At 66.7% G+C, this 23,024-nt stretch carries 23 protein-coding genes; 15 read left to right on the top strand and 8 right to left on the bottom strand.

Features of this window, described 5'->3' with window-relative positions; all coding sequences use genetic code 11:
* Window positions 1-81: 81 nt before the first annotated feature.
* Window positions 82-1,323 carry an oxygenase MpaB family protein gene (locus ACFWF1_RS12510; protein ID WP_379285100.1) on the top strand — a complete coding sequence of 414 codons (1,242 nt, stop codon included), beginning with the start codon at window positions 82-84 and terminating at the stop codon, window positions 1,321-1,323.
* A gap of 215 nt (window positions 1,324-1,538) precedes the next feature.
* On the top strand, window positions 1,539-2,513 hold the full coding sequence (locus tag ACFWF1_RS12505; RefSeq protein ID WP_379285201.1) for an alpha/beta hydrolase: 975 nt from the start codon (window positions 1,539-1,541) through the stop codon (window positions 2,511-2,513).
* Between the two features lie 56 nt (window positions 2,514-2,569).
* Here the strand turns inward: ACFWF1_RS12505 and ACFWF1_RS12500 are convergent, their stop codons facing one another.
* Window positions 2,570-3,235 (bottom strand): CPBP family intramembrane glutamic endopeptidase, encoded by a 666-nt coding sequence (locus ACFWF1_RS12500; RefSeq protein WP_379285101.1) that lies wholly within the window; start codon window positions 3,233-3,235, stop codon window positions 2,570-2,572.
* Window positions 3,236-3,632: 397 nt separating this feature from the next.
* On the opposite strand from ACFWF1_RS12500, the gene ACFWF1_RS12495 reads away from it, so the two are divergent.
* The 3 genes from ACFWF1_RS12495 (at window position 3,633) to ACFWF1_RS12485 (ending at window position 6,003) form a co-directional block, all read left to right on the top strand.
* Window positions 3,633-4,643, top strand: coding sequence for an alpha/beta fold hydrolase (locus ACFWF1_RS12495; RefSeq protein WP_379285102.1), 1,011 nt, complete (start codon window positions 3,633-3,635; stop codon window positions 4,641-4,643).
* 156 nt (window positions 4,644-4,799) lie between these two features.
* Window positions 4,800-5,213, top strand: a complete 414-nt coding sequence (locus ACFWF1_RS12490; RefSeq protein ID WP_379285103.1) for a nuclear transport factor 2 family protein — start codon at window positions 4,800-4,802, stop codon at window positions 5,211-5,213.
* Window positions 5,214-5,244: 31 nt separating this feature from the next.
* Window positions 5,245-6,003 carry an SDR family NAD(P)-dependent oxidoreductase gene (locus tag ACFWF1_RS12485; RefSeq protein WP_379285104.1) on the top strand — a complete coding sequence of 253 codons (759 nt, stop codon included), beginning with the start codon at window positions 5,245-5,247 and terminating at the stop codon, window positions 6,001-6,003.
* A gap of 3 nt (window positions 6,004-6,006) precedes the next feature.
* On the opposite strand, the gene ACFWF1_RS12480 is transcribed toward ACFWF1_RS12485, so the two are convergent.
* Window positions 6,007-6,627, bottom strand: coding sequence for a TetR family transcriptional regulator (locus ACFWF1_RS12480; protein WP_379285105.1), 621 nt, complete (start codon window positions 6,625-6,627; stop codon window positions 6,007-6,009).
* A 208-nt stretch (window positions 6,628-6,835) separates the two neighbouring features.
* On the opposite strand from ACFWF1_RS12480, the gene ACFWF1_RS12475 reads away from it, so the two are divergent.
* The 3 genes from ACFWF1_RS12475 to ACFWF1_RS12465 are packed head-to-tail and all read left to right on the top strand — an operon-like array spanning window position 6,836 to window position 9,438.
* Window positions 6,836-7,951, top strand: a complete 1,116-nt coding sequence (locus ACFWF1_RS12475) for a ferredoxin reductase (protein WP_379285106.1) — start codon at window positions 6,836-6,838, stop codon at window positions 7,949-7,951.
* Window positions 7,952-7,971: 20 nt separating this feature from the next.
* Entirely contained in the window at window positions 7,972-9,120 is a 1,149-nt protein-coding gene (locus ACFWF1_RS12470; RefSeq protein ID WP_379285107.1) for a fatty acid desaturase family protein, read from the top strand.
* A complete protein-coding gene (locus ACFWF1_RS12465; RefSeq protein WP_379285108.1) occupies window positions 9,121-9,438 on the top strand; it encodes a hypothetical protein in 318 nt (105 codons plus the stop codon).
* Here the strand turns inward: ACFWF1_RS12465 and ACFWF1_RS12460 are convergent, their stop codons facing one another.
* Window positions 9,439-9,972 carry a DUF4254 domain-containing protein gene (locus ACFWF1_RS12460; protein WP_379285109.1) on the bottom strand — a complete coding sequence of 178 codons (534 nt, stop codon included), beginning with the start codon at window positions 9,970-9,972 and terminating at the stop codon, window positions 9,439-9,441.
* 394 nt (window positions 9,973-10,366) lie between these two features.
* Here ACFWF1_RS12460 and ACFWF1_RS12455 point away from each other — a divergent pair, with 394 nt between their 5' ends.
* Entirely contained in the window at window positions 10,367-10,687 is a 321-nt protein-coding gene (locus ACFWF1_RS12455; RefSeq protein WP_379285110.1) for a hypothetical protein, read from the top strand.
* Here ACFWF1_RS12455 and ACFWF1_RS12450 read toward each other — a convergent pair.
* Window positions 10,684-11,346 (bottom strand): TetR/AcrR family transcriptional regulator, encoded by a 663-nt coding sequence (locus ACFWF1_RS12450; protein ID WP_379285111.1) that lies wholly within the window; start codon window positions 11,344-11,346, stop codon window positions 10,684-10,686. The two genes, ACFWF1_RS12455 and ACFWF1_RS12450, sit on opposite strands and share 4 nt — an antisense overlap.
* Window positions 11,347-11,474: 128 nt before the next feature.
* On the opposite strand from ACFWF1_RS12450, the gene ACFWF1_RS12445 reads away from it, so the two are divergent.
* Together ACFWF1_RS12445 and ACFWF1_RS12440 are read left to right on the top strand one after the other, a co-directional pair.
* The gene (locus tag ACFWF1_RS12445; RefSeq protein WP_379285112.1) at window positions 11,475-13,532 is read left to right on the top strand and encodes a CocE/NonD family hydrolase; all 2,058 of its coding nucleotides are present in this window, start codon (window positions 11,475-11,477) and stop codon (window positions 13,530-13,532) included.
* Window positions 13,533-13,970: 438 nt separating this feature from the next.
* A complete protein-coding gene (locus ACFWF1_RS12440; protein ID WP_379285113.1) occupies window positions 13,971-14,675 on the top strand; it encodes a DUF4389 domain-containing protein in 705 nt (234 codons plus the stop codon).
* Between the two features lie 33 nt (window positions 14,676-14,708).
* Here ACFWF1_RS12440 and ACFWF1_RS12435 read toward each other — a convergent pair whose 3' ends face one another.
* From ACFWF1_RS12435 to ACFWF1_RS12425, 3 genes are read right to left on the bottom strand one after another with little or no spacing between them, the layout of a single operon-like run.
* A complete protein-coding gene (locus ACFWF1_RS12435; protein ID WP_379285114.1) occupies window positions 14,709-15,698 on the bottom strand; it encodes an ATP-binding cassette domain-containing protein in 990 nt (329 codons plus the stop codon).
* A gap of 1 nt (window position 15,699) precedes the next feature.
* The gene (locus tag ACFWF1_RS12430) at window positions 15,700-16,527 is read right to left on the bottom strand and encodes an ABC transporter permease (protein WP_379285115.1); all 828 of its coding nucleotides are present in this window, start codon (window positions 16,525-16,527) and stop codon (window positions 15,700-15,702) included.
* Complete coding sequence (locus ACFWF1_RS12425) at window positions 16,520-17,374, bottom strand: ABC transporter permease (protein ID WP_379285116.1); 855 nt, start codon at window positions 17,372-17,374, stop codon at window positions 16,520-16,522. Before ACFWF1_RS12425 ends, ACFWF1_RS12430 begins: the two co-directional genes overlap by 8 nt.
* 130 nt (window positions 17,375-17,504) lie before the next feature.
* Between ACFWF1_RS12425 and ectB the strand changes: the two genes are divergently transcribed.
* The 4 genes from ectB (at window position 17,505) to ACFWF1_RS12405 (ending at window position 21,674) form a co-directional block, all read left to right on the top strand.
* On the top strand, window positions 17,505-18,761 hold the full coding sequence (gene ectB, locus ACFWF1_RS12420) for a diaminobutyrate--2-oxoglutarate transaminase (RefSeq protein ID WP_379285117.1): 1,257 nt from the start codon (window positions 17,505-17,507) through the stop codon (window positions 18,759-18,761).
* A 174-nt stretch (window positions 18,762-18,935) separates the two neighbouring features.
* The gene (locus ACFWF1_RS12415; protein WP_379285118.1) at window positions 18,936-19,259 is read left to right on the top strand and encodes a hypothetical protein; all 324 of its coding nucleotides are present in this window, start codon (window positions 18,936-18,938) and stop codon (window positions 19,257-19,259) included.
* The gene (locus ACFWF1_RS12410; protein ID WP_379285119.1) at window positions 19,256-20,665 is read left to right on the top strand and encodes a hypothetical protein; all 1,410 of its coding nucleotides are present in this window, start codon (window positions 19,256-19,258) and stop codon (window positions 20,663-20,665) included. Before ACFWF1_RS12415 ends, ACFWF1_RS12410 begins: the two co-directional genes overlap by 4 nt.
* A gap of 58 nt (window positions 20,666-20,723) precedes the next feature.
* Window positions 20,724-21,674 (top strand): hypothetical protein, encoded by a 951-nt coding sequence (locus ACFWF1_RS12405; protein ID WP_379285120.1) that lies wholly within the window; start codon window positions 20,724-20,726, stop codon window positions 21,672-21,674.
* Window positions 21,675-21,677: 3 nt separating this feature from the next.
* Here the strand turns inward: ACFWF1_RS12405 and ACFWF1_RS12400 are convergent, their stop codons facing one another.
* A complete protein-coding gene (locus ACFWF1_RS12400) occupies window positions 21,678-22,913 on the bottom strand; it encodes an MFS transporter (RefSeq protein ID WP_379285121.1) in 1,236 nt (411 codons plus the stop codon).
* Window positions 22,914-23,024 lie beyond the last annotated feature (111 nt).

Raw genomic sequence — 23,024 nt, 5'->3', positions numbered from 1 at the left:
TCCATCTATCGGCGCGAACCGGCGCGAATCGCCGTCCCTGCGTCACCACGATGGCGTCTGGACTCAGCGAGGAGTAGCGACATGGACGGATTCAGCAGACGCAACGCATTGAAGGCAGGCGGAGCCCTGGGCGCGTTCGGCGCACTGGCAGCGGTATCGCCGGCGAGGGCAGAACCATGGAGCTGGTCACCCAGCGGCTCGGTGGCAGGCAGCGGATCCGGCGCCGATCCGATGACGATATGGGATGCCGAGGCAGACCTCGTGGTCGCCGCGCTGATCGACCGTGGCGAGGTGCCGAGAGTGAACGACCTCCTGCGCACCTGGACCAGAAACGGTCAGCCGTTGCCTGCCGGATTACCCACGGAGCTAAGGGATTTCATGGAGTACGCCCGCCAACTCCCGCAGTGGACCGACCAGGGCAAACTGACCACCGCAGTCGAATTCAACAAGAAGCGCGGCCTGTATCTCGGCGTGCTGTACGGCTTGGCCAGCGGCATGATGAGCACGGTCATTCCGAAGGAGGCGCGGGCGGTCTACTACTCCAAGGGCGGTCAGGATCTGAAGGACCGCATCTCCAAGACCGCGAAACTCGGCTACGACATCGGCACCGCGAATGCCTATGCGCCCGATGGTGAAATGGTCGTGACGTGCGTCAAGACCCGGCTGGTGCACGCCGCGGTACGGCACCTGCTGCCGCAGTCGCCGTACTGGGTGCACTCCGCCGAGGAGGACGTTCCGATCAGCCAGAACGACATCATGGTCACCTGGCACAGCCTGCCGACGACCGTGATGAAGCAGCTGACCGCGTGGCAAGTGCCCATCCCCGGCAACGAGTCCGCGGCCTTCCTGCACTCGTGGCAGGTGTGCGCGCACCTGCTCGGCGTCCGCGACGAGTACATCCCCGACTCGTGGGCCGCGGCCGATGCCCAGGCCGCGCAGGTGCTGGACCCGATCCTGCAGCCGACTCCCGAGGGCGTCGCGCTGGCCGACCGGCTGCTGCGGCTCGGTGTGAATCTCGACCTCGCCGTGCTCAGCAAGCCGGTCCTCGGCGCGTTCACCCGATTCCTGCTCGGCGACAAGATCGCCGACGGACTCGCCATCCCCAGGGAGCCGGTCTGGGATCCGCTGCTCCGGGTGAGCTGGGGGCCGTTCATCGCGGTCCGCGAGGGCCTACTGCCCGTGATTCCGCTGGCGCCGGACGCCTACTGGCTGTTCGACGAGTTCCTCCGTCAAGCGGCGCTGATCTACCTTGCCGAACTGCGGCTGCCGATCAGCATCGAGATCCCGCAGGTGAACCGGGACATGAGCCAACCGCCGCGCTGATCCGCCGAAAACAATCGGCGGCGGACCAAACCGCCGACGATGGCCACGCGAATCCCCCTTGCAATGCCGTTCCGGGCCATCGGCGTCCCGGCCCGTCATCGCCATGCCGTGCCAGGACAGCGACGTCCCGGTGCGTCATCGGCCACCGTGGCCGACAGTAAGCAAGCGAGAGGGGCTGCGACTTGAGAACACGGCGATCGACACGAAGGAGAACGCTGCACTGGGTGCTTGCCGGTGCGCTGGCCGCGGCCGGACTGGTCGGCGCGGCAGGCACCGCCGCCGCGGCACCGGGCGTGGTTTCGGTGCAGGACGTGAATGACCGGCAGCAGGTTGTCAATGTTTTCTCACCCGCGATGAACCGGGCGATCCCGGTGCAGGTGATTCGCGCCGCGGACCGGGGGCGGCCGACGCTGTATCTGCTCAACGGCTCCGGCGGTGGTCCGAATGAGAGTGGCTGGGACGTGCAGACCGACGCCGTGAGCTTCTTGAGCGGCAAAGACATCAACGTGGTGACCCCGTTCGGTGGCGCCAATTCGTACTACACCGACTGGATTCGCCCGGACGCCGTGCTCGGCTTCAACAAGTGGCAGACGTTCCTGAACGAGGAGCTGCCGCCGGTGATCGAGGAGTTCTTGGGAGCGAACGGAAATCGCGCGGTGGCGGGTGTGTCGATGAGTGGCACCTCGGTGCTGAACCTGGCGATCGCCAAGCCCGGGTTCTGGAGCAGCGTGGCGTCCTACAGCGGTTGCGCGCAGACCTCGGACCCGGTCGGGCACGAGTTCGTCCGGCTCACGGTGGAGAATTGGGGCGGCGGGCAAAGTGTCGAGAACATGTGGGGCCCGGCCAATGGTCCGCTGTGGCGCGAGAATGATCCGCTGGTCAACGCGGAACGGTTGCGCGGAACCGCCGTCTATTTGAGTGCGGGCAGTGGCTTCGCGGCCGCTCCGCACGACACTCCGTTCGACCGGCGGGTGCAGGAGGGCCGGATTCCGCTGCCGGTGCAGATCGCCTTCGGCGGGCCGATCGAGGCGGCTATCCACTACTGCACGGTCAATCTGACGAACCGGCTGCACGAGTTGAACATCCCGGTGACGTTCGATGATCGGCCGGTCGGTACCCACTCGTGGGGTTATTGGGAAGACGACCTGCGCACGTCCTGGCCGTTCCTGGCGCAATCGATCGGCGCCTAGCGAACTGAAGCGCTACCGATTCGGGCTTGTCATCGATGCCACGCTCGATTCGGTGTTCAGTTGTTCTTCGGTCGTACCTCGGCCGCGCCGTGATAGAAGTACGTGCCCAAACCCACGGTGAAGACCAGGATTCCGTAGACCGAATGCTCGACGGACGCGGTGAACAACGACTGCGTCTGCTGATACCGGACCGCGAAGATCGCGCCACCGAGTCCGCTCAGCAGCACCGAGATCCAACTGCCGAACACGATGTGCACGTAGGCGAAGGCGGCCGCGCTCGCGACCACGATCCCGGTGCCGTCGCCGAAGGCGGGCGCGTACCGGTGGAACAGGAACGATCGGAAGATCAACTCCTGCGGATATACGCTCAGCGCCGGATACAGCACCATCACCGCCAGCCACAGGGCCGGATTGCTGCGCGGCAGATCGAAGAGGTTCTTGCGCCGCAGCAGCGCGACCGCCGCGGTGAGGGCGAGCGCGCTCGAACCCGCCATCGTTGCCATCGACCGTGTTTGCGCGGGAAACGCCTGCGGCCGCCACAATGCCGCCCGATCGAAGTCGGGCGATCGTCGCAGATAGCTCGTCGCGAGAGCGGCCCCCGCTGCGAGCGCCGGGATCGGACTGGTGCCGCGCAGATACCGGTTGTAAACCGTTGCGCCACCGAAGAACAGCGCCGCGTACTCCGCGGCCAGATACACCCGCCGCCACCGCCGAATCCGCACGTCACTCACTGTAGTGCCGGTGCCGGTCCGCTGCATCTGACGTGACGTCCCTTGCGGGCCAACGCCCCTCGGCTATCGCCACGCGCCCATGACCGAATTCGCAAGGTGGGCGGTCGCGCGCACTCGAGCGCGGCATCGCGATCGTACTTCCGTGGGCGACCTCATTCGACCATGTGACCTCCATTATGTACCGGCCAGTAAATATACCTCTTGACAACCCTCGGCGGTCGGTAGACAGTAATTAAGTACCTATTGGTACATAAATTGAACCGAGTAGTGCCGCATTGGCCGGATGCACCGGCGTCGGCCCCATGCTGTGAACACATTCGCAGTAGGCCCTCACGAGCACTGCATCTCGGAAACCTCATCCGAGCTGGATCGAGAAGGAGCGAATGTGATGGTCACATCGGCAGGCAAACAGCACGCGGGCAGGCGCTGGCTGAATATCGGCGCGACAATCGTCGTGACCGGGGCGCTGATCGGTTCCTCGATCGCCTTCGCCGCGGCAGATCCGGAGCCGGAGCAGCCGCGGCACAGCTTCGCGGAATACCAGGGGATCCCGATCTCCATTTTCGAATACGGGCCGAGCGCCGAGCAGGCTCCGACGATCGTCATGACCGGCGGCTGGCCGGGTAGCTCGGAGATCCTGGAACTCTCCGCACGCAGGCTCGCCTCGGACTATCACGTCGTGCGCTACGACCATCGGGGCTCCGGCCAATCCGGACATCCCACCGACACTGCGGCCTACACGCTGGAAAACCTGGCCGGTGAATACGGCGCGGTGATCGATAAAACCGCGCCAGGACGTCCGATTCACAACTACGGCATCGCTTTTGGGGCCTGGATCGCCGCCGAATACCAATACCGCAACCCCGGCCGCATCGTATCCCTCAGTTCGATCGGCGCGTCCAGCGCGGATTTGGTGCACTACGCATTGGCCGAAGACTTCAACGACCCCTCGGTATATCCGCCGCTCGCCGCCCAATTGGGCAGGATCTACTATTTCGCGGGCTTCGAAACGCCCGAAGTGCCCGAGGCTTTCATGCGCCTCGGTCTGGCCGAGCCCTTCCTCACCGCATTCATGAAGCTCAAGGGCAACCCGCCCGTCGAGTGGGCCAACGCCGACACGGTCTCCGGTGTGCAGATGTATCGGGCGAATACGCCGGAACGAGTGATCCGTTCCCCGCTGTGCGACTACCTCACCGTGCCGGTCATGCAGGTGTTCCAATCACCCGACGACGAGGAAGGCCCGCTCATGATCACCGGGCTCGCCCAGCACACCAACAACCTCTGGCTCACCCAAATCCACGGCGACCACGCCGATTTCGGCAACTCCTCCTGGTCCCTGATCCGCCCCGAACTCGACAGGGCGATCGCATTCTCCGAACCGCGCACACCGACCAACTGACCGGCGCTCGGTCTGCTGATTCAATGGCGAATCAGCAGACCGAGGTCAGTGAACTGGTCGAGATACGGCAGTCCTGCGAGAGGTGACCAAATCCATCGAGGTGACCTCGTCCGTTTTCCGCCAGCTTATCGGTCGAAAATTTGTAGCGTCGAGGAGGTGACTCAGGACAGTAAGGCCATCGTGCAGAGCGCGTGGAAAGCCTTCGCGGCACATGACTTCGATGCGATAGCAGCATGTTTCACCGAAGACGCCGAGTGGCTCGCGCCGCCGAACAACGCCACCGCCGTCTTTCTGGACGGCCCGAGCCGCATGATCGGCCGAACGGTTATCGCGGACTTCATCGCCAACGGCTTCCCGAAGCTGTTCGCCGACAACGTAGCCGTCGACTTCCACGGCTTTTACGCCGAAGGCGACCGTGTCATCGTCGAGGAGACGATGAGTGCCACGCTCATCAACGGCAACATCTACGAAAACGACTACTGCTTCATCTTCGAACTACACGACGGCCTGATCCACCGCGTCCGCGAGTACATGGACACCGCCCGCGGCCACCAGATGATCTTCGGGTAGCCCGTGGACCCGGTTGTCTAGCATCGGGCGTATGGCGCTTTCGTATGTGGTGACCGGTGGCGGGCGGGGGATCGGGCGGGGGATCGTGGAGCGGCTGCTCGGCCGGGAGAATGTCGTGGTCGCTGTCGAGCGAGATGCTGAGGCACTCGAATGGGCTGGCGGCCGGGTGATTCCGGTGCTCGGTGATGCCTCGTCCGAGGCGATCGCCGAGCAGGCCGCCGATATCGCGCAGCAGGCGGGCACGTTGACGGGCTGGGTGAACAATGCGGCCGTATTCCGTGATGCGTCAGTGCATTCCGAGTCCGCCGAATGTGTCGTCAATCTGATCACCGCCAACCTGGCGCCGGCGGTCGTCGGCTGCACCACCGCTGTTCGCCGGTTCCTGAACACCGAAACTCCCGGCGCGATCGTGAATATCACCTCACACCAGGCGCAACGAGCCGTGCCGGGCGCGCTGCCCTACAGCACCGCGAAGGCCGCGATCGAGGGGCTCACCCGTGCGCTGGCAGTCGAGTACGGTCCGAAGGGGATTCGGGTGAACGCCGTGGCACCCGGCTCGGTCGCGACCGAGCGCTATGCGGAATTCCTTGCGGCCCTTGATCCTTCGGTGGCGGCCAGGGTGGAGCGTCAGATGGCGGAACTGCATCCGATCGGCCGGGTGGCGACCACCGGCGAGGTGGCCGCGGCCGTGGCGTATCTGCTCTCGGCGGACGCGAGCTTCGTCAACGGCGCGGTGCTGCCGGTGAACGGCGGCCGCTCGGTGCTGGCGCTCGATCCCGAGGCCCGCTGAGGACTACCGCTCTTTCGGGGGCCACCAGGCGCCCATGCCCAGTGAGATCAAGCGCATTTGCTGGACGGTGCGGGTGATGATGTTGTCTTGTTCGCGTGGCGGGGCCGAGATGTAGGCGACGATGCCGTCGGTGACGGTTGCGACCAGGAGGTCGGCGGCGATCTCGAGGTCTGCGGGTGTCCAGGAGTCTAGGGCGGGGATGCGGGAGAGGTCGGCGACCAGTTCGCGGACGATCAATTGGAGTTCCAGCGCAATGGATTTGCGGAGTGCGGCGGAGCCGCCGTGGCGTTCTCTGGTCAGGAAGCCGAACAGTTCGCGTTTCGGGTCGACCTGGGTGAAGACGAAGCGCACGGTGTCGGACAGGCTCGCGTCGGGTTTGCGGCGCACCTCGCGTAGTGCGAGCCGCAACGCGGTGATGCCGTCATCGACCAGCTGGGCGCCCAGGTCGTCCAGTGACGCGAAGTGCCGGTAGAAGGCGGTCGGCACGATGCCCGCCGAGCGGGCGATCTCGCGCAGGCTCAGCGCGGCGAACCCGCGGTCGGCGGCCAGCGCCAGGGTGCCGTCCAGTAGGGCCTGTCGCGTGCGCTCCTTGCGCTCGCCTCGAGTTGCTGCCTGCTCGCTCATCACGGTGAGCATACATCCGTTCACCATTCCACCGACCCCAAGATGTTGTTCGTGTCACATGTTTTGCCGGTTGACACCGGACCCCGGTCATCGGTCACACTAGTTGAGTGTACAGACGTGCACTGAAATTGGAACGCAACGTCGCGGGTCCTCTCCCAGTCGAACAGCCCCGACCCTGAGGCACCCCGACACGAGGCACGGAGAACAGATGGTGGATCTCATCAACCTGGTGCAGACCCTGACCACGCCACATCCGCTGGACCGGTACCTGGAACTCGTGCGCCCCACGCTCACCGCGCGGGAGATGCGCGCCGAGATCACCCAGGTGGACCGCTCGGTCCCCGGTTCGGTGACGCTCACCCTGCGCCCGACCCGGCAATGGAAAGGCCACGCCGCCGGGCAGTACGTCCAGATCGGCGTGGTGATCAACGGTGTCCGCCACGCCCGCTGCTATTCGCCGGTCAATCCGGCGGGCGGCCGGAGCAGATATCTCCAGCTCACCGTCAAGGCGCATCCCGACGGCCTGGTTTCGCAGTTCCTCGCGCGCAACGCCGCGCCGGGCATGGTGGTCGATCTGGCGCCGGCCGCGGGCGTCTTCCGGCTGCCCGACCTGCGCCCGGACCGGGTGCTGCTGATCAGCGGCGGCAGCGGCATCACGCCGGTGCTGTCGATGCTGCGCACCCTGGCCGACGAGGGCTACCCGGGTGAGGTCGTCTTCCTGCACTACGCGAAATCGCCCGAGGTGGTTCCGCACCGCGCGGAACTCGACGCGATCGCGCGGCGGCACCAGAACTTCCGCATCGAACTGCGTCATCCGTGGCGGTCCGATACCGCCAGGGCCGACGCGACGGCGCCGTGGGTCGACGTGGCGCCCGTGCAGTCCAGCGGGTACTTCGACTACGACGAGCTGGAGCGGGTGGCGCCGTGGTTCGCCGACGCGCACACCTACGTCTGCGGGCCGTCCGCGCTGATGGACGCGGTGCGCAAGATTTTCGAGGCCGAGCAGCTGGAAGATCGGCTGCACACCGAGGAATTCACGCTCTCGCTCACGCCGGTCAACGCCGACGACGTCTTCGGCACGGTGAACTTCTCGGCCAGCGGCGTCGCCGCGGACAACGACGGCGCGCCCCTGCTGGAGCAGGCCGAATCCGCCGGTCTCAGCCCGGCATACGGCTGCCGGATGGGAATCTGCTTCTCCTGCACCGCGGTTCGCCGCACCGGTTGCACCCGCAACCTGCGCACCGGCGAAACCGACAGTGACCCGGATCAGCCCATCCAGCTCTGCATCAACGCCCCCGTGGGCGACGTCGACATCGACATCTGACTAGCAAAGGATTCATCGCAATGACAATCCTGACCGAAACCGAAGACGGCCCGCTGGTATTGAGCCCGGACCAGATCGAAGAACTCGGCAAGGCGCTCGACGAGCTGCGCGCCAAGGTCGTCGCCGATCTCGGCGACCGCGACCGGGAGTACCTCTACTCGATCATCAAGGCGCAGCGCGGATTCGAGATCGCCGGGCGCGGCCTGATGTACCTCGGCTTCCTGCCGCCGGTCTGGCTGGCCGCGGTCGCCGCGCTGAGTGTGTCGAAGATCCTGGACAACATGGAGATCGGCCACAACGTCATGCACGGCCAGTACGACTGGATGCGTGAGCCAGGCCTGAATTCCCGTGTCTTCGAATGGGATACGGTCTGCCCGGCGGACCAGTGGAAGCACTCGCACAACTACATCCACCACACCTTCACCAACATCCACAACAAGGACCGCGACATCGGCTACTCCATCCTGCGGATGGACGAGAGCCAGTCGTGGAACCCGCTGCGCCTCGGCCAGCCGCTGTACGCGTTCGCGCTGATGATGCTGTTCGAGTGGGGCGTGATGGCACACGACCTGGAGATCGAGAATGTGGTGCGCGGCAAGCGATCCTGGGCCGACATCAAGCGCACCGTGCTCGGCCAGGTGAAGAAGGCGAGCAAGCAGGCGCTCAAGGATTACCTGATCTTCCCGGCGCTGACCGGCCCGCTGTTCGTCAGCACGCTCGCGGGCAACGTGACCGCGAACCTGGTCCGCAACGTGTGGGCCTACTCGATCATCTTCTGCGGCCACTTCCCTACCGGCGTACAGACGTTCACCGAAGAGGAGACCGCCGAGGAGACCCGCGGCGAGTGGTACATCCGGCAGATGCTCGGCTCGGCCAACATCACCGGCAGCAAGCTGTTCCACATCATGTCCGGCAATTTGTCGCACCAGATCGAACACCACCTGTTCCCGGACATCCCGGCCGCGCGCTATCCGGAGATTGCGCCGGAGGTTCGCGCATTGTGCGAAAAGTACGGACTCCCGTACAACACGGGTTCGTTCAGCAAGCAGATCGGTTCGGTCTGGTGGAAGATTTGCAAGCTCGCGTTGCCGCCGAGCTTGGTCAAGAGCGAACCGTCGCCCGGTGTTATCGTGATGCGTCAGCGAAAGGCAAGCGAAGTGGGCGTGTGAATGATCGGGAAATTCGAAAGCAACAAGGATCTCATTCAAGAATTGACGTCCTCGGGTGCCAAGCATGTCGGCAATATCGCCGGCATCATCGCGGGCACCGTCGCGGAGGTCACCAAGGAGATCGGTGAGTGGTTCACCGACGCGATCGAGATGAAGGAAGCCGCCGACGCCGCCCGGCGGGACGCCGCGGCGCAGCAGGACCTCGATCTCGATCGTGACGATGATCTGGCACCCCCGGCGCCGAAGCCGACGGTGACCACCGAGGCGCCGTTCGTGGACCCCGAGGTGGTCGAGCCGGGAGTCGACGAGACCCGCTGATCACCACACCGGCAGCCTGCGCCGGTGCTCGGTGACGTCGGTGATCAGATCCCGATAGCCGTCGGTCAGTTCGGCGAGCCTGCACCACTGCAGGTGGGCTTCCCCGTCCACCTGCACCGGGTGCGTCCGCTGCTGCGGTGTCCGACGCAAAGCTCGTTGTGCCGCAATCCATTTCGCCGCTAGTCGATCGATCACCGCGCCGAGCGTCTCGGTATGCAACGAGGCGCCGCCGCGGTGCTCGACATTGTCGGCCACCCAGGTGTCGATGCGCCCGACCAGTTCGGCCCGATGCCCGTCGATGTCCTCGACCAGCTGGCTGCACGCCGCGACCCGCCCCGCGGCGGCGCCCGGCGCATGCGCCGCTTCGATCGCCTTGTTTCTTCGTTCGTGACATTCGACGAGTTGCCGTGCGGCACTGAGCACGCTGTGCCGGTTGCGGTTCGGGTCGTCGGGTTCGCGGAACGCGCGCAATAGTTCGGCAGGCGGTGGTAACTCTTCGGTCCCGATACGGACAGCTGCGTATTCGGTCGGCATATGCGTGCACCCCTGCGGTAACGATCCCATTCTGGATGCGCCAGGGCCGAGGGGGATTTCGGGGAGGGGCACCCCTCGGCTCCGGCGCAGCCCCGCGCTCGGACGCCACCCCCACAGTCCACCAGCACGGCAAAGTAACCGGGAAATCCGCGACGATGCGATGAGGAAGACGTCCCGAGAAATCGGGACCCTTTCAGGAAAGCGCGGTTGCCGAATCGGCGCAATAGTATGGTGTACAAATTTGTGAGCAGCTGGTAAATCGTTATGATCCGTTACGGGTAGGTCACGTGCGTGCACCGCCGGTATTACCGGCAAGGTCGACTGGGCGCACGGGTAGCTACCGGTTCGGCGCGGCGGCTGCGCGGGGTCGTTCGATCGACTAGCCTCGACGTTCGTGCCCGCCTACGTGTCATCGCCCGAGCTGACATTCGGGTTCATGTTCGCGCTGGAAGACCCCGAGCGAATCGGTGAGGTCGTGCGCACGCTCATCGTTCGCAAGACCATATCGGTCTTCCGTCTCGCCAGGCTGTCCGACGACGACGGACCACCGGAGCGTTATGTGGTGAACTGGGCGGTCATACCGCAGATTTCGATCACCACCGAGGCGCCGGAACCCGATGAACTGCAGGCGCAAGGCATCATGCTGGTCAACGCATTCCTTAGTGAGGATGGCGAAGTGAGCCTGTATTCCGCGCAGGGGAACGGCCCGGGTTAAGCGTCCCATTCCGGCACGCCGAACAGCGCCATGGTGATCTGGTACAGGTGTGCACCGAGCGCCGGTAGTGCTTGCGGGCCAGGGCCTTCCAGGCAATCGCGAATGCGATCGTCGACGGCGCCGATGAGGGCGTCGAAGATATCGGTCGGAATGTCGGCCGGGATATCGCCCTCGCCGCGGCCGATTCGGAAGGCCGCGCGCATGCGGTGCGCGAGCAACGTTTTCATCTGACGCCGCTGCTCGGCGACGATCGGCCCGGCGACCAGGCATTCGATGTGCAGCGCGCGGGCGTAGATGCCGTTCTCGGCCAGGACCTGCAGGTAGGTCTCCAGCGTTGTGCGGATGAGCGCGCGCCACTCCGAGCGCGGCAAGGCCTGCACGCTCCGGTCCAGTTCGCCGAGTACCAGCTCGACCGCGGCCTCGAAGGCCTCGGTGAAGCAGTCGTCCCGGCCGCGGAACAACTGGTAGAAGGTGCGCCGCGAGACGTTCGCGCGGGCCACGATATCGCCGACAGTCGTTTCGCCGTAACCTCTTTCGGCGACGGCCTCCAGCACGCCGAGGTACATCCGCATGCGCTGCGAGTGCGCCACCGCCTCCGGCGTCATGCCGTGTGTGCCGCGTGGCAGACGGCCGCGATCGACGCCGGCTTCCAATCCCATCTCCTGACAATAGTCGCTTGCGGAGAGTGACCGGGGTCATACTTGCCCATTCGGTGTGGTCCCCGTTACTCTCACATCCACCATAGGTACGGCAGTGTTTCCAAGTACATAGCAAGGGGCCGAGGTCGATGAGGACAGTTCGCCGCGCGTTGAGCAGAGTCGGGATCTTGGCGATTGCGACCGCCATGACCGCGCTATGGGTGGTGCCGAGCACGGCCACCGCCGAGTCGCCGCCGGACGGCGGCGCACTGGGCCGGGCGTGGACCGCCGCGTACGACGGCCCGGCGAAGTATCCGGGCCCGGTGCACATCGACTTCGACGTACCGATCACCATGACCGACGGAACGGTGTTGAAGGCCAACATCTATCGGCCGGTCGACGCCGCAGGGCGGATCGTCGACGAGCCGTTGCCGACCATCATCAACCTGACCCCGTACACGAAATTCGCGTCGCTGATCGCGGACATCGCCCTGAACATCCCGGTCTTGTCGGACGCGCTGATCCAGCTGGTCAACAGGTTCGACTTCAGCGGCACGCCGTTCGACTCGATCACCGATCTGACCAAGGCGCTGGCAGGCGGTGCTCCGCGTGCCTTCGGCGCGGACCGCAAGCTGGTGCAGCAGGGCTACACCTACATCGTGGCCGACGTTCGCGGCACCGGATATTCGCAGGGCTCTTGGCAGTTCTTCCAGAGCCGGGAGAACCAGGACACCCTGGAAATGATCGACTGGGCGAGTAAGCAGCCGTGGTCGGACGGCAATATCGGCATGTCCGGCATCTCCTACTCGGGTATCAATCAATTCAAGGCGGCCGAGCAGAATCCGCCCGCCCTGAAGGCGATTTTCCCGATCGAGGGCAGCACGGACACGCTCACCGATGTCGCTTTCCCCGGCGCTGGACTCGGTTTGTTCGGCCCGCTGTACATCGCGGCGGTCGACCTGATCTCGAATTTCCCGGACCCGGTCGGCATCGCGCTCGGCCACCTGGACTACCAATGGCTGCTGGACCGGGTGGCGACGCCGTTCGAGTTCTTCGATTACATCCTGATGGCGTTGTCGCTCAACGTGGATTCGGTGCCGCAGCCGCTGAAGGATCAGCTGCTGCCCGGCAGCTCGCTGCGGTCGGCGTTCACCGACGGCCATCCGGAGCGGATTCAGGTGCCCACCTTCGCCTATGGCGGCTGGCAGGACATCTTCGCCTCGTCCAGTGCGCGCTCGTTCTCCGACATTCCGCTGCCGCCCGAGCGCAAGAAGCTGATCATGGGCGACACCTATCACTTCAATCCCGGCTCGGGTCTGGGTGATCCGGGCAAGCCGCCGCGCCTGGACGTGCTCCAAATGGCTTGGTACGACAAGTGGCTCAAGGGCATCGACAACGGCGTCGACCAGTACGGGCCGGTCGCGTTGTGGCAGCAGGGCGGCGGCTGGACCACCGCGTCGTCGTTCCCGCGCACCGACATGGACTACCAGCGGATGTACCTCTCGCCGGCCGTCAGCGGCACCGCGACCAGCGTGTACGATGGTTCGCTCAGTGCGCAAACACCCGATGCCGCAGCGCAATTGACGGTCTCGCCGGTCCAGGGACTCACCTCGCTGTGCTCACGTGACGCCGCCGTCGAATCGGCAGGTGCCATCAGCCTGGCCAATTTCTGCGGCCGGGACGACCGCATCCACGAGCTCGGCGGTCTCACCTTCACCGGCGCGCCGGTCGGCGAGCCGACGGTGCTGTCCGGCCCGCTCAACGTGCACCTCAACACCAAGTACGACAACATCGAGGGCTACTGGGCGGTGACCGTGAATGATGTTGCGCCGAACGGACAGTCGACGGTGCTGGCCAGCGGTCAGCTCGCCGCCTCGATGCGCGCGGTGGACGAGGACAGGAGCACGAAGGACGCCGACGGCGACTACACCCACACCGTCTACAAGCTGACGCTCGCCGATCGGCAGACCCTGGTGCCCGGCCAGCCGACCACGCTGGACGTCGCCGTCAACCCGGTCGACGCCGTGCTACAGCCGGGACATCGGTTGCGGGTGAACGTCTTCGCGAGCAACTTCCCGCGCGGCTTCCTGCCGCCGCCGCTGCTCTTCGACGGCGGCATCCTGAATTCGGTTGCCCCGCAACACCTTGTGCTCGACCCGTCGGCACCCAGCTTCGTGAACGTGCCGGTGGGCAGGCCGCTGGGTTAACCGCGCACGACGGCCCGGAGCAGGTGCGGGCCGGGGCGCTCCGGAGTGTTCGCCGGAGCGCCCGCGTAGCGGATCGCGGTGGCGGAGGGCCGAGATCCTCGACAATGCCGAACCCGTGGCGACGCAGTTCGGTGGACATCTCCGGCGGGGTGAAGAAGCTGAGCCAGCGTTCGTTGATCTGCGAGAGGCGCTGCTTGCGGAACTCCGCGGCGACGTGTTCCGCAGGCGTGGCGGGGATCACGGGCTCCCTTCCAGGCTGGGTTCGAGCCTACCGGGCGATTACGGCGGAGTTTGCGACACACCAAGTGGATACGGCCCTATTCGTTGGCGTGTCGGTACCCGATCGTGGCGTCGATCAACGCCGAATGGGCGAGAATCACGTTATTCCGCACCTGTTTTGTGGCGTGGATCGAAAGGCACCGGAAAGGAGCGTCGATCATGGAACCCGTAAACCCTGACTACACCGCGCAGCTGGTGGATTCGGTCAATCCGATTCGTGTCCGAGGCGATCTGGATCCCGCGCTGTCGCGATGGATGTGGCTGGTCAAGTGGATTCTGGCCATTCCGCATTACATCGTGCTTTTCTTTTTGCACATCGCCTACTTCGTGCTCACGGTGATCGCTTTCTTCGCGATTCTGATCACCGGTAAATACCCGAAGGCGATGTTCGACTTCAATGTCGGGGTGATGCGCTGGACCTGGCGGGTGGAGTTCTACGCGCTGGGTGTGCTCGGCACCGATAAGTATCCGCCGTTCAGTCTGCAGTCGAGCGACGAGTACCCGGCCGATCTCGAGATCGACTATCCGGAGCGCCTGCACCGCGGCCTGGTACTGGTGAAGTGGTGGCTGCTCGCCATCCCGCACTACCTCATCCTCGGCGCGATGATGACCGGCGGCACGACGTTCTATATGTACGACGATGACGAATGGTCCGGCGCGGGCAGTATTCCGCTGATCAGCATCCTGCTGCTCGTCGCGCTGCTCGGGCTGCTGTTCACCGCGCGGTACCCCAGGGGCGTGTACGACTTCGTCCTCGGCATCAGCCGGTGGACCATCCGCGTGCAGGCCTACGCCACGCTGCTGCGCGACGAGTACCCGCCGTTCCGGCTCGACCAGGGTGCGCGCGAACCCGAAAACCGTTGAGTCGCACTACAACAAGCGAATCCGCCCGCTGATTCAGCGGGCGGATTCGTATATCCGGCGGACCACGTCCTCGATCTCCGGTTCCTCGATCGACAGGTCCCGCACCTCGGCCCGATCGGAGACCTGCGCGAGCAGCTGTGCGGCCGTGGTCTTTTCCGGATCGAAGGCCAGCCGCTGCCGCATCCCGCCGGCCTCGGACGCCAGCAGCTTCGCGCAGGACAGGTCGTCGATGTCGGGCGTCGGCTCGGCCAGATCGACGACGAGCACCCGCCTGGCGCCCACGGTGGCCGCCAGCCCGGTCAGCGACCCGTCGTAGACCAGCCGCCCGTGATCCACCACCAGCACCCGGCCACACAGTCTTTCGATGTCACCCATGTCGTGCGTGGTGAGCAGGAGCGTGGTGCCGCGTTCGGCGCGCTCGGCGCGCAGGAACTCGCGCAGCCGCTGCTTGGACAGCACGTCGAGACCGATGGTCGGCTCGTCGAGGATCACCAGTTCGGGGGAGTGCAGCAGCGCCGCGGCCACTTCCGCGCGCATCCGCTGGCCGAGCGAGAGCTGGCGCACCGGGGTGTCCAGCGTGTCGGTCATCTCCAGCTGCTCGATCAGCTCGTGCTTGCGCTTGCGCGCGGCGTCCGGGTCCAGCCGATGGATGGCCGCCAGGATCGAAAACGATTCGCGCAGCGGCAGATCCCACCAGAGCTGGGAGCGCTGCCCGAACACCACGCCGATCCGCGCGGCCAGTTCGCGCCGCTGCCGGACCGGCTCGAGCCCGCAGGTGCGCACGCTGCCCGAGGTGGGCACCAGAATGCCGGTGAGCATCTTGATGGTGGTGGACTTGCCCGCCCCGTTGGCGCCGATATAGCCGACCGCCGTGCCGCGCTCGATCCGGAACGACATCCGATCCACCGCGGTCAGCGTCTCGCGGCGGCGGCGCCAGCGGCGGCCGACCTTGCGGGACAGGATGAATTGCCTTGTCAGGTCCTCGATGTCGATGATCGCGTCCGATGAGCCGGAATTCGTCATGTTAGCCGCCGCCTCCCTGATAGTGCCGAGTACCGAATCGCCAGAAACACAGCGCGAGAAACCACACCCAGAGCACCGCCAGCGGAGTCAGCCAGGCCAGCCACGCGGGCAGCAGCGCCGGACCCGGCAGCCCGAGCAAGGCGATGGTCGGCAGATACGCGGTGAAGCAGACCGGGATGGCGAAGCCGAACAACAGTTTCAACGGGGTCGGGAAGACTGTCGCGGGTTGCACCGCGGCGAACGAGCCGCCGTAGGTGAAGCTGTTGGTCAGCTCGGCGCCGTCGATCAGATAGAACTGCAATCCGGCCGCACAGACGAAAACGCCACCGAACAGGGCGATTCCGCTGACCAGCGTGAGCAATACCAGCCCGGCGGCGGCCGGATTCCAGTCGATGTCGTTGCGCAGGAATCCGAGACCGAGCACCGTGATGGCGACGGCGGCGCGGGCGAAGCGGCGCAGCGAGATGTCGCTGGTGATGAGCTGCAGCAGCAGCGGCTGTGGGCGTAGGTGATACGCGTCGAGCTGGCCCATCCGGATCAGCGTCGGCAGCGTGTCGAGGTGGCCGAACAGCACCTGGGCCAGCGCGAAGGTCGATTGGCCGAATCCGAAGAGCAGCAGGGCGGCATTGAGATCGAGGCCGCCCAGCACCCGGACGTTGTGGAAGATCACCCACACCTCGGCGAACTCCACCAGGCCGATCAGGAACGCGCTGAAAACCTCGCTGACAAAAGACAATCGGTAGGCCTGCTGGGCCCGGATCCGGGAGCGCAGCACCGCCGCGTACGGGGTGAACCAGGTCCCCGCCCGCGCGGTGCCCGGCTCAACCACCCTGCACCTCCAGCTTGCGCCGTCCGGCCGCCAGCAGGACCCGGCCGATGCCGCCGACCACGAGCACCCAGAACACCTGGATGGCAACCACACTCACCGCCGCCATCCCGGTGATCCGGCCGGACAGCACATCGATCGGCGATTGCAGGATGGAGGGGAACGGTGTCGCCTGCGCGATGGTGCGCAGCCAACCGGGGAACATGTGCACTGGCACAAAAAGTCCGGCGAGGAAGGTGCCGGTGACCTGATACAGCACCCGGAGGCCGCGGGTCTCGACCACCCAGAAGCCGATGAGCGCGACGGCGAACAGGCAGAGGAACGAAATGGCAACGGCGAGAAGCACACTCACCGCACCGAGCAGATAGGGGAGTGGCGTGCTGGGCATGACGAGCCCGAAGGTGGACACGCCGATCAAGACGCTGGGCACCCCGCGCGGCAGGATGGTGCACGCCGCGCGGCCGAGATCACCGGCCAGGTAACCGAATTGGACGTCGACCGGACGTAGGAAGTCGATCGCGATGTCGCCGTTCTTCACCCGGTCGGCCAGGTCCAGCGGCGGTCCCATGAACTGCATCGCGCCGAGCAGGCCCTGCGACAGCCAGACATACGCGCCGATAGAGCCCTCGGTGTAGCCGCCGAAGTCGCCGGTGGCCCGCACCGCGGCGAGCATCACCGACGCGCGCACGAAGCCGAACACGCAGTTGGTGAACAGGCCCGCGAACATGGCCAGCTTGTACTGGGACTGCCGCCGAAAACCCGCGCGCGCGAGCTGCGCGTAGACCGCGAAGGCGCGCTGCGGCTGCCTGGTCGCGATGAGCTGTCCGTCCCCGCTTGCTCTGTCGCGCACAAAGAGTCAAGCCTAATACCAGCCGGATGGTATGCGGAACCCCTTCGGACGGTTTTTGGAAAAGTGCTGCACGGCGCCCGCGGCAGTGTTAGAAACGCAGTCACTTCAGATTGTGTGAGAAGGATCGCCGATGACCGCCGCCGGGATGACCGTTTTCGAGGCCCTCGAATCCAATGTGCGCGGCTACTGCCGGTCCTGGCCCGCGGTGTTCGACACCGCGAGCGGCGCCTGGCTGCGCGACGAGAACGGCAAGGAGTACCTGGACTTCTTCGCAGGCGCGGGCGCGCTGAACTACGGCCACAACAACCCGGTGCTGAAACGGGCGCTGCTGGACTACATCGCGGGCGACGGCATCACGCACGGGCTGGACATGTCGACCGTCGCCAAGCGCGGGCTGCTGGAAACGCTGCGTGACACGGTGTTCGGTCCGCGCGGACTGGACTACAAGGTGCAGTTCCCCGGGCCGACCGGGGCCAACGCGGTGGAGGCCGCGCTCAAGCTGGCCCGGAAGGTGACCGGGCGGACGCAGGTGCTCAACTTCACCAACGCCTTCCACGGCATGTCGCTCGGTGCGCTGTCGGTCACCGGCAACGCCGCCAAGCGTGCGGGTGCCGGAGTGCCGCTGCCGCATGCCATGCCGATGCCCTATGACGGATACCTCGACGCGCCCGACCCGCTCGGCTGGATGCGGCGCGCGCTGGACGATCCGTCCTCCGGCCTGGACAAGCCCGCCGCGGTCATCGTGGAGACGGTGCAAGGGGAGGGTGGCGTCAATGTGGCGCGCGCGGATTGGCTGCGGCAGTTGGCCGAACTGTGCGCGGTGCGCGGCATCCTGTTGATCGTCGACGACGTGCAGATGGGCTGCGGCCGCACCGGTCCGTTCTTCTCCTTCGAGACCGCGGCGATCCGCCCCGACATCGTCACCCTGTCGAAGTCCATCGGCGGCTACGGATTGCCCATGGCGCTGGTGCTTTTCAAGCCCGAATTCGACCAGTGGGCGCCCGGCGAGCACAACGGCACCTTCCGCGGCAACAACGCGGCCTTCGTCACCGCGCGGGTCGCGTTGCAGCACTACTGGTCCGACCCGCGGCTCGAGTGCGCCACGCTGGCCAAGGGCGCGCGGATCGAGCGGGAACTGACCGGCCTGGCCGCGACGGTCCCCGGTGCCCGCGTCCGTGGCCGCGGCCTCGTCCAGGGCCTGGCCTTCGACGACGCGTCGCTGGCAGGCAAGGTCTGCCAGTCCGCCTTCGAGCGCGGCCTGCTGGTGGAGACCTCCGGCTCGGCGGGCGAGGTGGTGAAACTGATGCCGCCACTGACGATCACCGACGCCGAAATCGGTCACGGCCTCGACCTGCTCGCCGCCGCGGTCACCGCCGTCTGCTGCTGACCCCGCGCGCGGCGACGGTGCGCGATGGCCAGCGCATGACATTGCGCGCGATGGTTGTCATACTCGGGCGGCAGGGAGTCGCGAGGATCGGACACGATGTGTCCAGGTCGCGCAGTAGGCTTGGCATCGAATCATGTCGCGGTAGCGAAAGACTGGGAACCCGGGAGGGGAACGGTGGACACGCTGAAGCTGGATCCGGCGGCGGTGGCCGCTTACACCGCGATCGCGGACGCGGTCTCCCAACAGCTGGCCTCGGCGGCCGCGGTCGCCTCCGGGGCGGTCAATCAAGATCAGTTGGTCGCCGACCTCGGCCTGATCGGCGCGGATTTCGCGGCGCGCTTCACCACAGCGGTCGCCGAACACGCCCAAGCGTTGTCCACGGCCGGACAACTCGTCGGCACCTACGGCCAGGTGCTGCGCGACTACAGCGCGAACATGCAGGGTGTCGACGTCGATACCGCGGGCGCCCTCACCCGGACAGGGGAGACGCTGACATGAGAAGCCTTACCGGACTACGCAGGCGGACCGCCCCGGCCCGTACCGACACCGCCGCGCCGAGCACCACCTATCTGGATCCGAACGTGGATCCGCCGATCGTCGCTGCGCTGGTCCGCCCGCTGCTGCAGTTGCGATCCACCCTCGGCACCGGCGTCGGCGTGCCGAACCAGACCGCGACCAGCGCGCTGTCGTCCGCGTCCACCCAGGCCGCCGAGGTGGAAGCCCCGCATCGCGACGGCCTGCACGCGCTGGAGTCGACCTGGACCTCGCGCGGCGCCGACGCCGCGGTGCCCGCGCTGCGCACCACGCAAACCGAGATCGGCGAAATCTCCGACCGGGGACCGGCTTACCTCAGCGTGCTCGGCGACGCGCACGCCACCAGCGCCCGCGCCGCGCAGACGGTGGACCAGATCATCGCCGACTTCCGGCGCGACGCGCGCGAGATCCTCGGCAACGCCACTGCGGCCCCGGACACCGACGCGGTGATCGCGCGGGCCTCCCAGGCTCTGCGCGACGCGCTCACCACGGTCGATACCGCGCAAACCGAGATGGACAATCACAGCAGGCGACTGGACGAGATGGGACCGCTCACGGTCACCCAGCCGTCCGGTGTCACCGCCGCGCAGCCCGGCACGACGAGTCAGTTCATGCCAAGCGGCACAAGCCAATACACCCCGGACGGCACCGGCCAGTATTACCAGGGCTATCCCGGCAGCACGGTCCCCGGCATCGGCGGCACCGGGCAGCCGGTGGACCCGGCGCTGGCCGCCCAGCTCCAGCTGCAGCAGCAGCTCATCTCCGCGGGCGTGCAGGTCGGCACCGCCGCCATCAACGCGGGCGTCGACATCGGCACCAACATCATCGACAAGATCGCCGGGGTCGGCACGCACATCATCGACAAGGTGGCCGACGTCGGCACACACGCCATCGACACGGTCGCGGCCGGCGCGGACAAGGCGGTGACCGAGGCGATCCGGCCCGGCAGCACCACCGGCGATCAGTCCACCGGCACCTCGAACTCGAGCACCTCGCCGAAGCTGTTCGATTTCGGTGGTGGCGCGGGCACCCGGCCGTCCACGCCGTCCACCCCGACCGGTCCCGGCACGGTGATTCCGCCGTCGCAGAACGGAACCGCGACGGCGCCGGTGGACACACCGGCACCGCCGGTCTCCGTGCCCGCGCCCGCCCCGGACGTGCCGGCCCAGCCGTCGGACACCCCGTCGAAGTCCGCCAGCCCGGACCAGCAGAGCCATCCTGGGACCGGTGGCGGGGTGGCGATGCCACCGCCGCCGCGGGCCGACGATCCGGAGCACAAGCCCAAGGACGGTCAGCTCGGTGTCACCGTGCCCACCGCGGCGGTCGCGGTGACACCGGTACTCGGCGACTACGACGATGACACCCTCTGACCCGAACTCTCCGGGTCGGCAAGCGGCGCAGGACAATCCATTCGATATGGGTCTGCCCATGCTCCGCACACCCACCGGCAAGGCCAAGAAGCGGCGGCGCACCTCCGGTCGCCGCGCGCCGGTGCGCCGCCGAGATCCGGAGGTCGCCGTGTCCGAGCAACCAACCCCGGACCACGCGGATCGGCCGCGGCGGACCGGGGACTGGGAACAATGGCTCGACCCGCCGCTCGCCGCCGAGCCGCAGCCGGAACCGCCGATCGAGGAGGACCGGCGGCGGATTCGCGCCGGTGAGTATGCCGCCGACGGCTATGAGGAGGACGTCAATCCGGCGCCCGCGATCATCAATCGGTCCGGCATCCACCCCGGTGTCCCGCTGCGCCATCCCACCAAGCGGCGGGATCCGCAGCGCGGCAACAGGGTGCTCGCGGTCCTGATCGTGCTCGGCATCGGGATCGCGGTCGTCTCGATCCTGCTCGCCGCCGTGCACGGGTTCGGTAAGCGCAGTCCCTCGACCGCCGCCACCGTGACCGGCGTCGTGCCCGCCACCGCGTCCGCGCAGCGTCCCAGTGGAACCGCCGCCGCGACACCAACAACCACGGTGCCCGCTGCGCCCGCGGCCATCGCGACCCAGGGCTGCGAACAGAAGCGCACCCCCGAGGCCGTCTCCGGCACCGATCCCGGCGGCACCGCCAACGGCCCGGACGCCATCCTCGCCTTCGAATACGCCTACTACGTGGAACGTTCCGGCTATCGGGCCCGCGCGGTGGTCGCCGACAACGCCATCGTCTCGCCCGCCGAGCAGATCCAGCGCGGCATCAACCAGATCCCCGTCGGCACCCGCTACTGCGTGCAGATCACCCCGTCCCGCGACGGCGACGACGGCCTCGCGCACTGGCAGGTCATGCTCACCCAGCAGTACCCCGGCGAACAGCCCAAGACGTTCACCCAGCTCATCACCACCCGCACCCTCGCATCGCAGACACTGATCACCGCCATCGCCTCCGCCTGAGCGTTATTCGCGGGCCTGGCGCCAGGGCAGCAGGGCGGGCGTGACCAGCATCAGGACCGCGCCGATGGCGAGCGCCGTGCGAGCGCCGATCTGGCCGGCCAGCACGCCCCACCCGACGACGGCCGCGGCGGTGGCCAGGCGGGTGGTGATGGTCCAGGCGGTGAGGACGCGCGCGACCTTGTCGTGCTGCGTGTGCAGCAGGCGGAAGGTGGCCAGCGACGGGTTGAAAACGCCCATGCAGGTGATCATTCCGAACTCGACGGCCATCACCAGCAGCAGTCCCGGCGCGCCCGCCTGCACGAAGGGCAGCCCGAGCAGCCATGGCACCCGCGCGGCGCCGAAGACGAGCAGGATCCTGCGTTGTCCGTAACGGTGCACCAGCGGGCGGGCCAGCCGGGCGCCGAGGATGCCGCCGAGGCAGGCCACGCCGAAGCCGAGACCGTATTGCCACGGCGCGAAGCCGAGGTCGCTCAGCATCAGATACGCCAGCAGCGGCGCCGTCGCCATGATCAGCGTGTTGACCATCGCCACATTGCAGAGCAGCAGGCGCAGCACGGGATTCGCGGCGATGGTGCGCCAGCCCTCGGTGAGCTCGACCAGGCGTGACGTCGCGGCGGCCCGAACCGGCGGGGCGGGCTCGGGGATCTCGATCGAGCGAATGCACAAGGCGGACAACAGGAAACTGGCCGCGTTGAGCAGCACGGTGACGACGGGGCCGAGCGCGCCGATCAGGACGCCGCCCAGCGGCGGGCCCGCCGACGCCGAGACCCAGGTCGCGGTCTCGAAGCGGCTGTTGGCGGCCAGCAAATCGTCTTGGGCGACAAGACCTTTCAGATGTGCGCTGCTGGCACCGAGGAAGACGATGTCGGCCACCGCGACCACCATGGCGGCGATGAGCAACTGCGGATAACTCAGCGCGCCGGCGAAGTACGCGCCGGGCACGGTCAGCAGCACCAGGAACCGAAGCAGGTCGGCTCGGATCATCAGCCTGCGCTTGGGCCGGAACTCGATCCAGGCGCCCAGCGGAACGGCGAGCACCGCGCCCACCGCGCCACCGGCGGCCGCGAGCAACGACACCTGCAGCGGCCCGACGTCCAACACCAGGATGGCGACCAGCGAAAACGCGTCCAGCGCAAGGTATGTGCCCAACGTGCTGACCGCGAACCCGCGCCAGAGTCGCTCGAAGTCCCGGCCGAGACCGGTGACCGCCGGCTGCGTCGCTGTCCCCTCGTTGACCATCCGAGCGATCCAACCCCGTCGGCCCGGCCCGGGGCAAGCCCCCAGTTCGGCCCGGGCGCTTGCGATTTCCGCCATCCGGACCAGTAGTCGAGGTTGCCATCGATACCGTGG

The organism is Nocardia sp. NPDC060255, from assembly GCF_042727395.1.
In the GTDB taxonomy this organism is placed as follows: Bacteria; Actinomycetota; Actinomycetes; order Mycobacteriales; family Mycobacteriaceae; genus Nocardia.
This window is presented reverse-complemented; position numbering and strand designations above follow the sequence as displayed.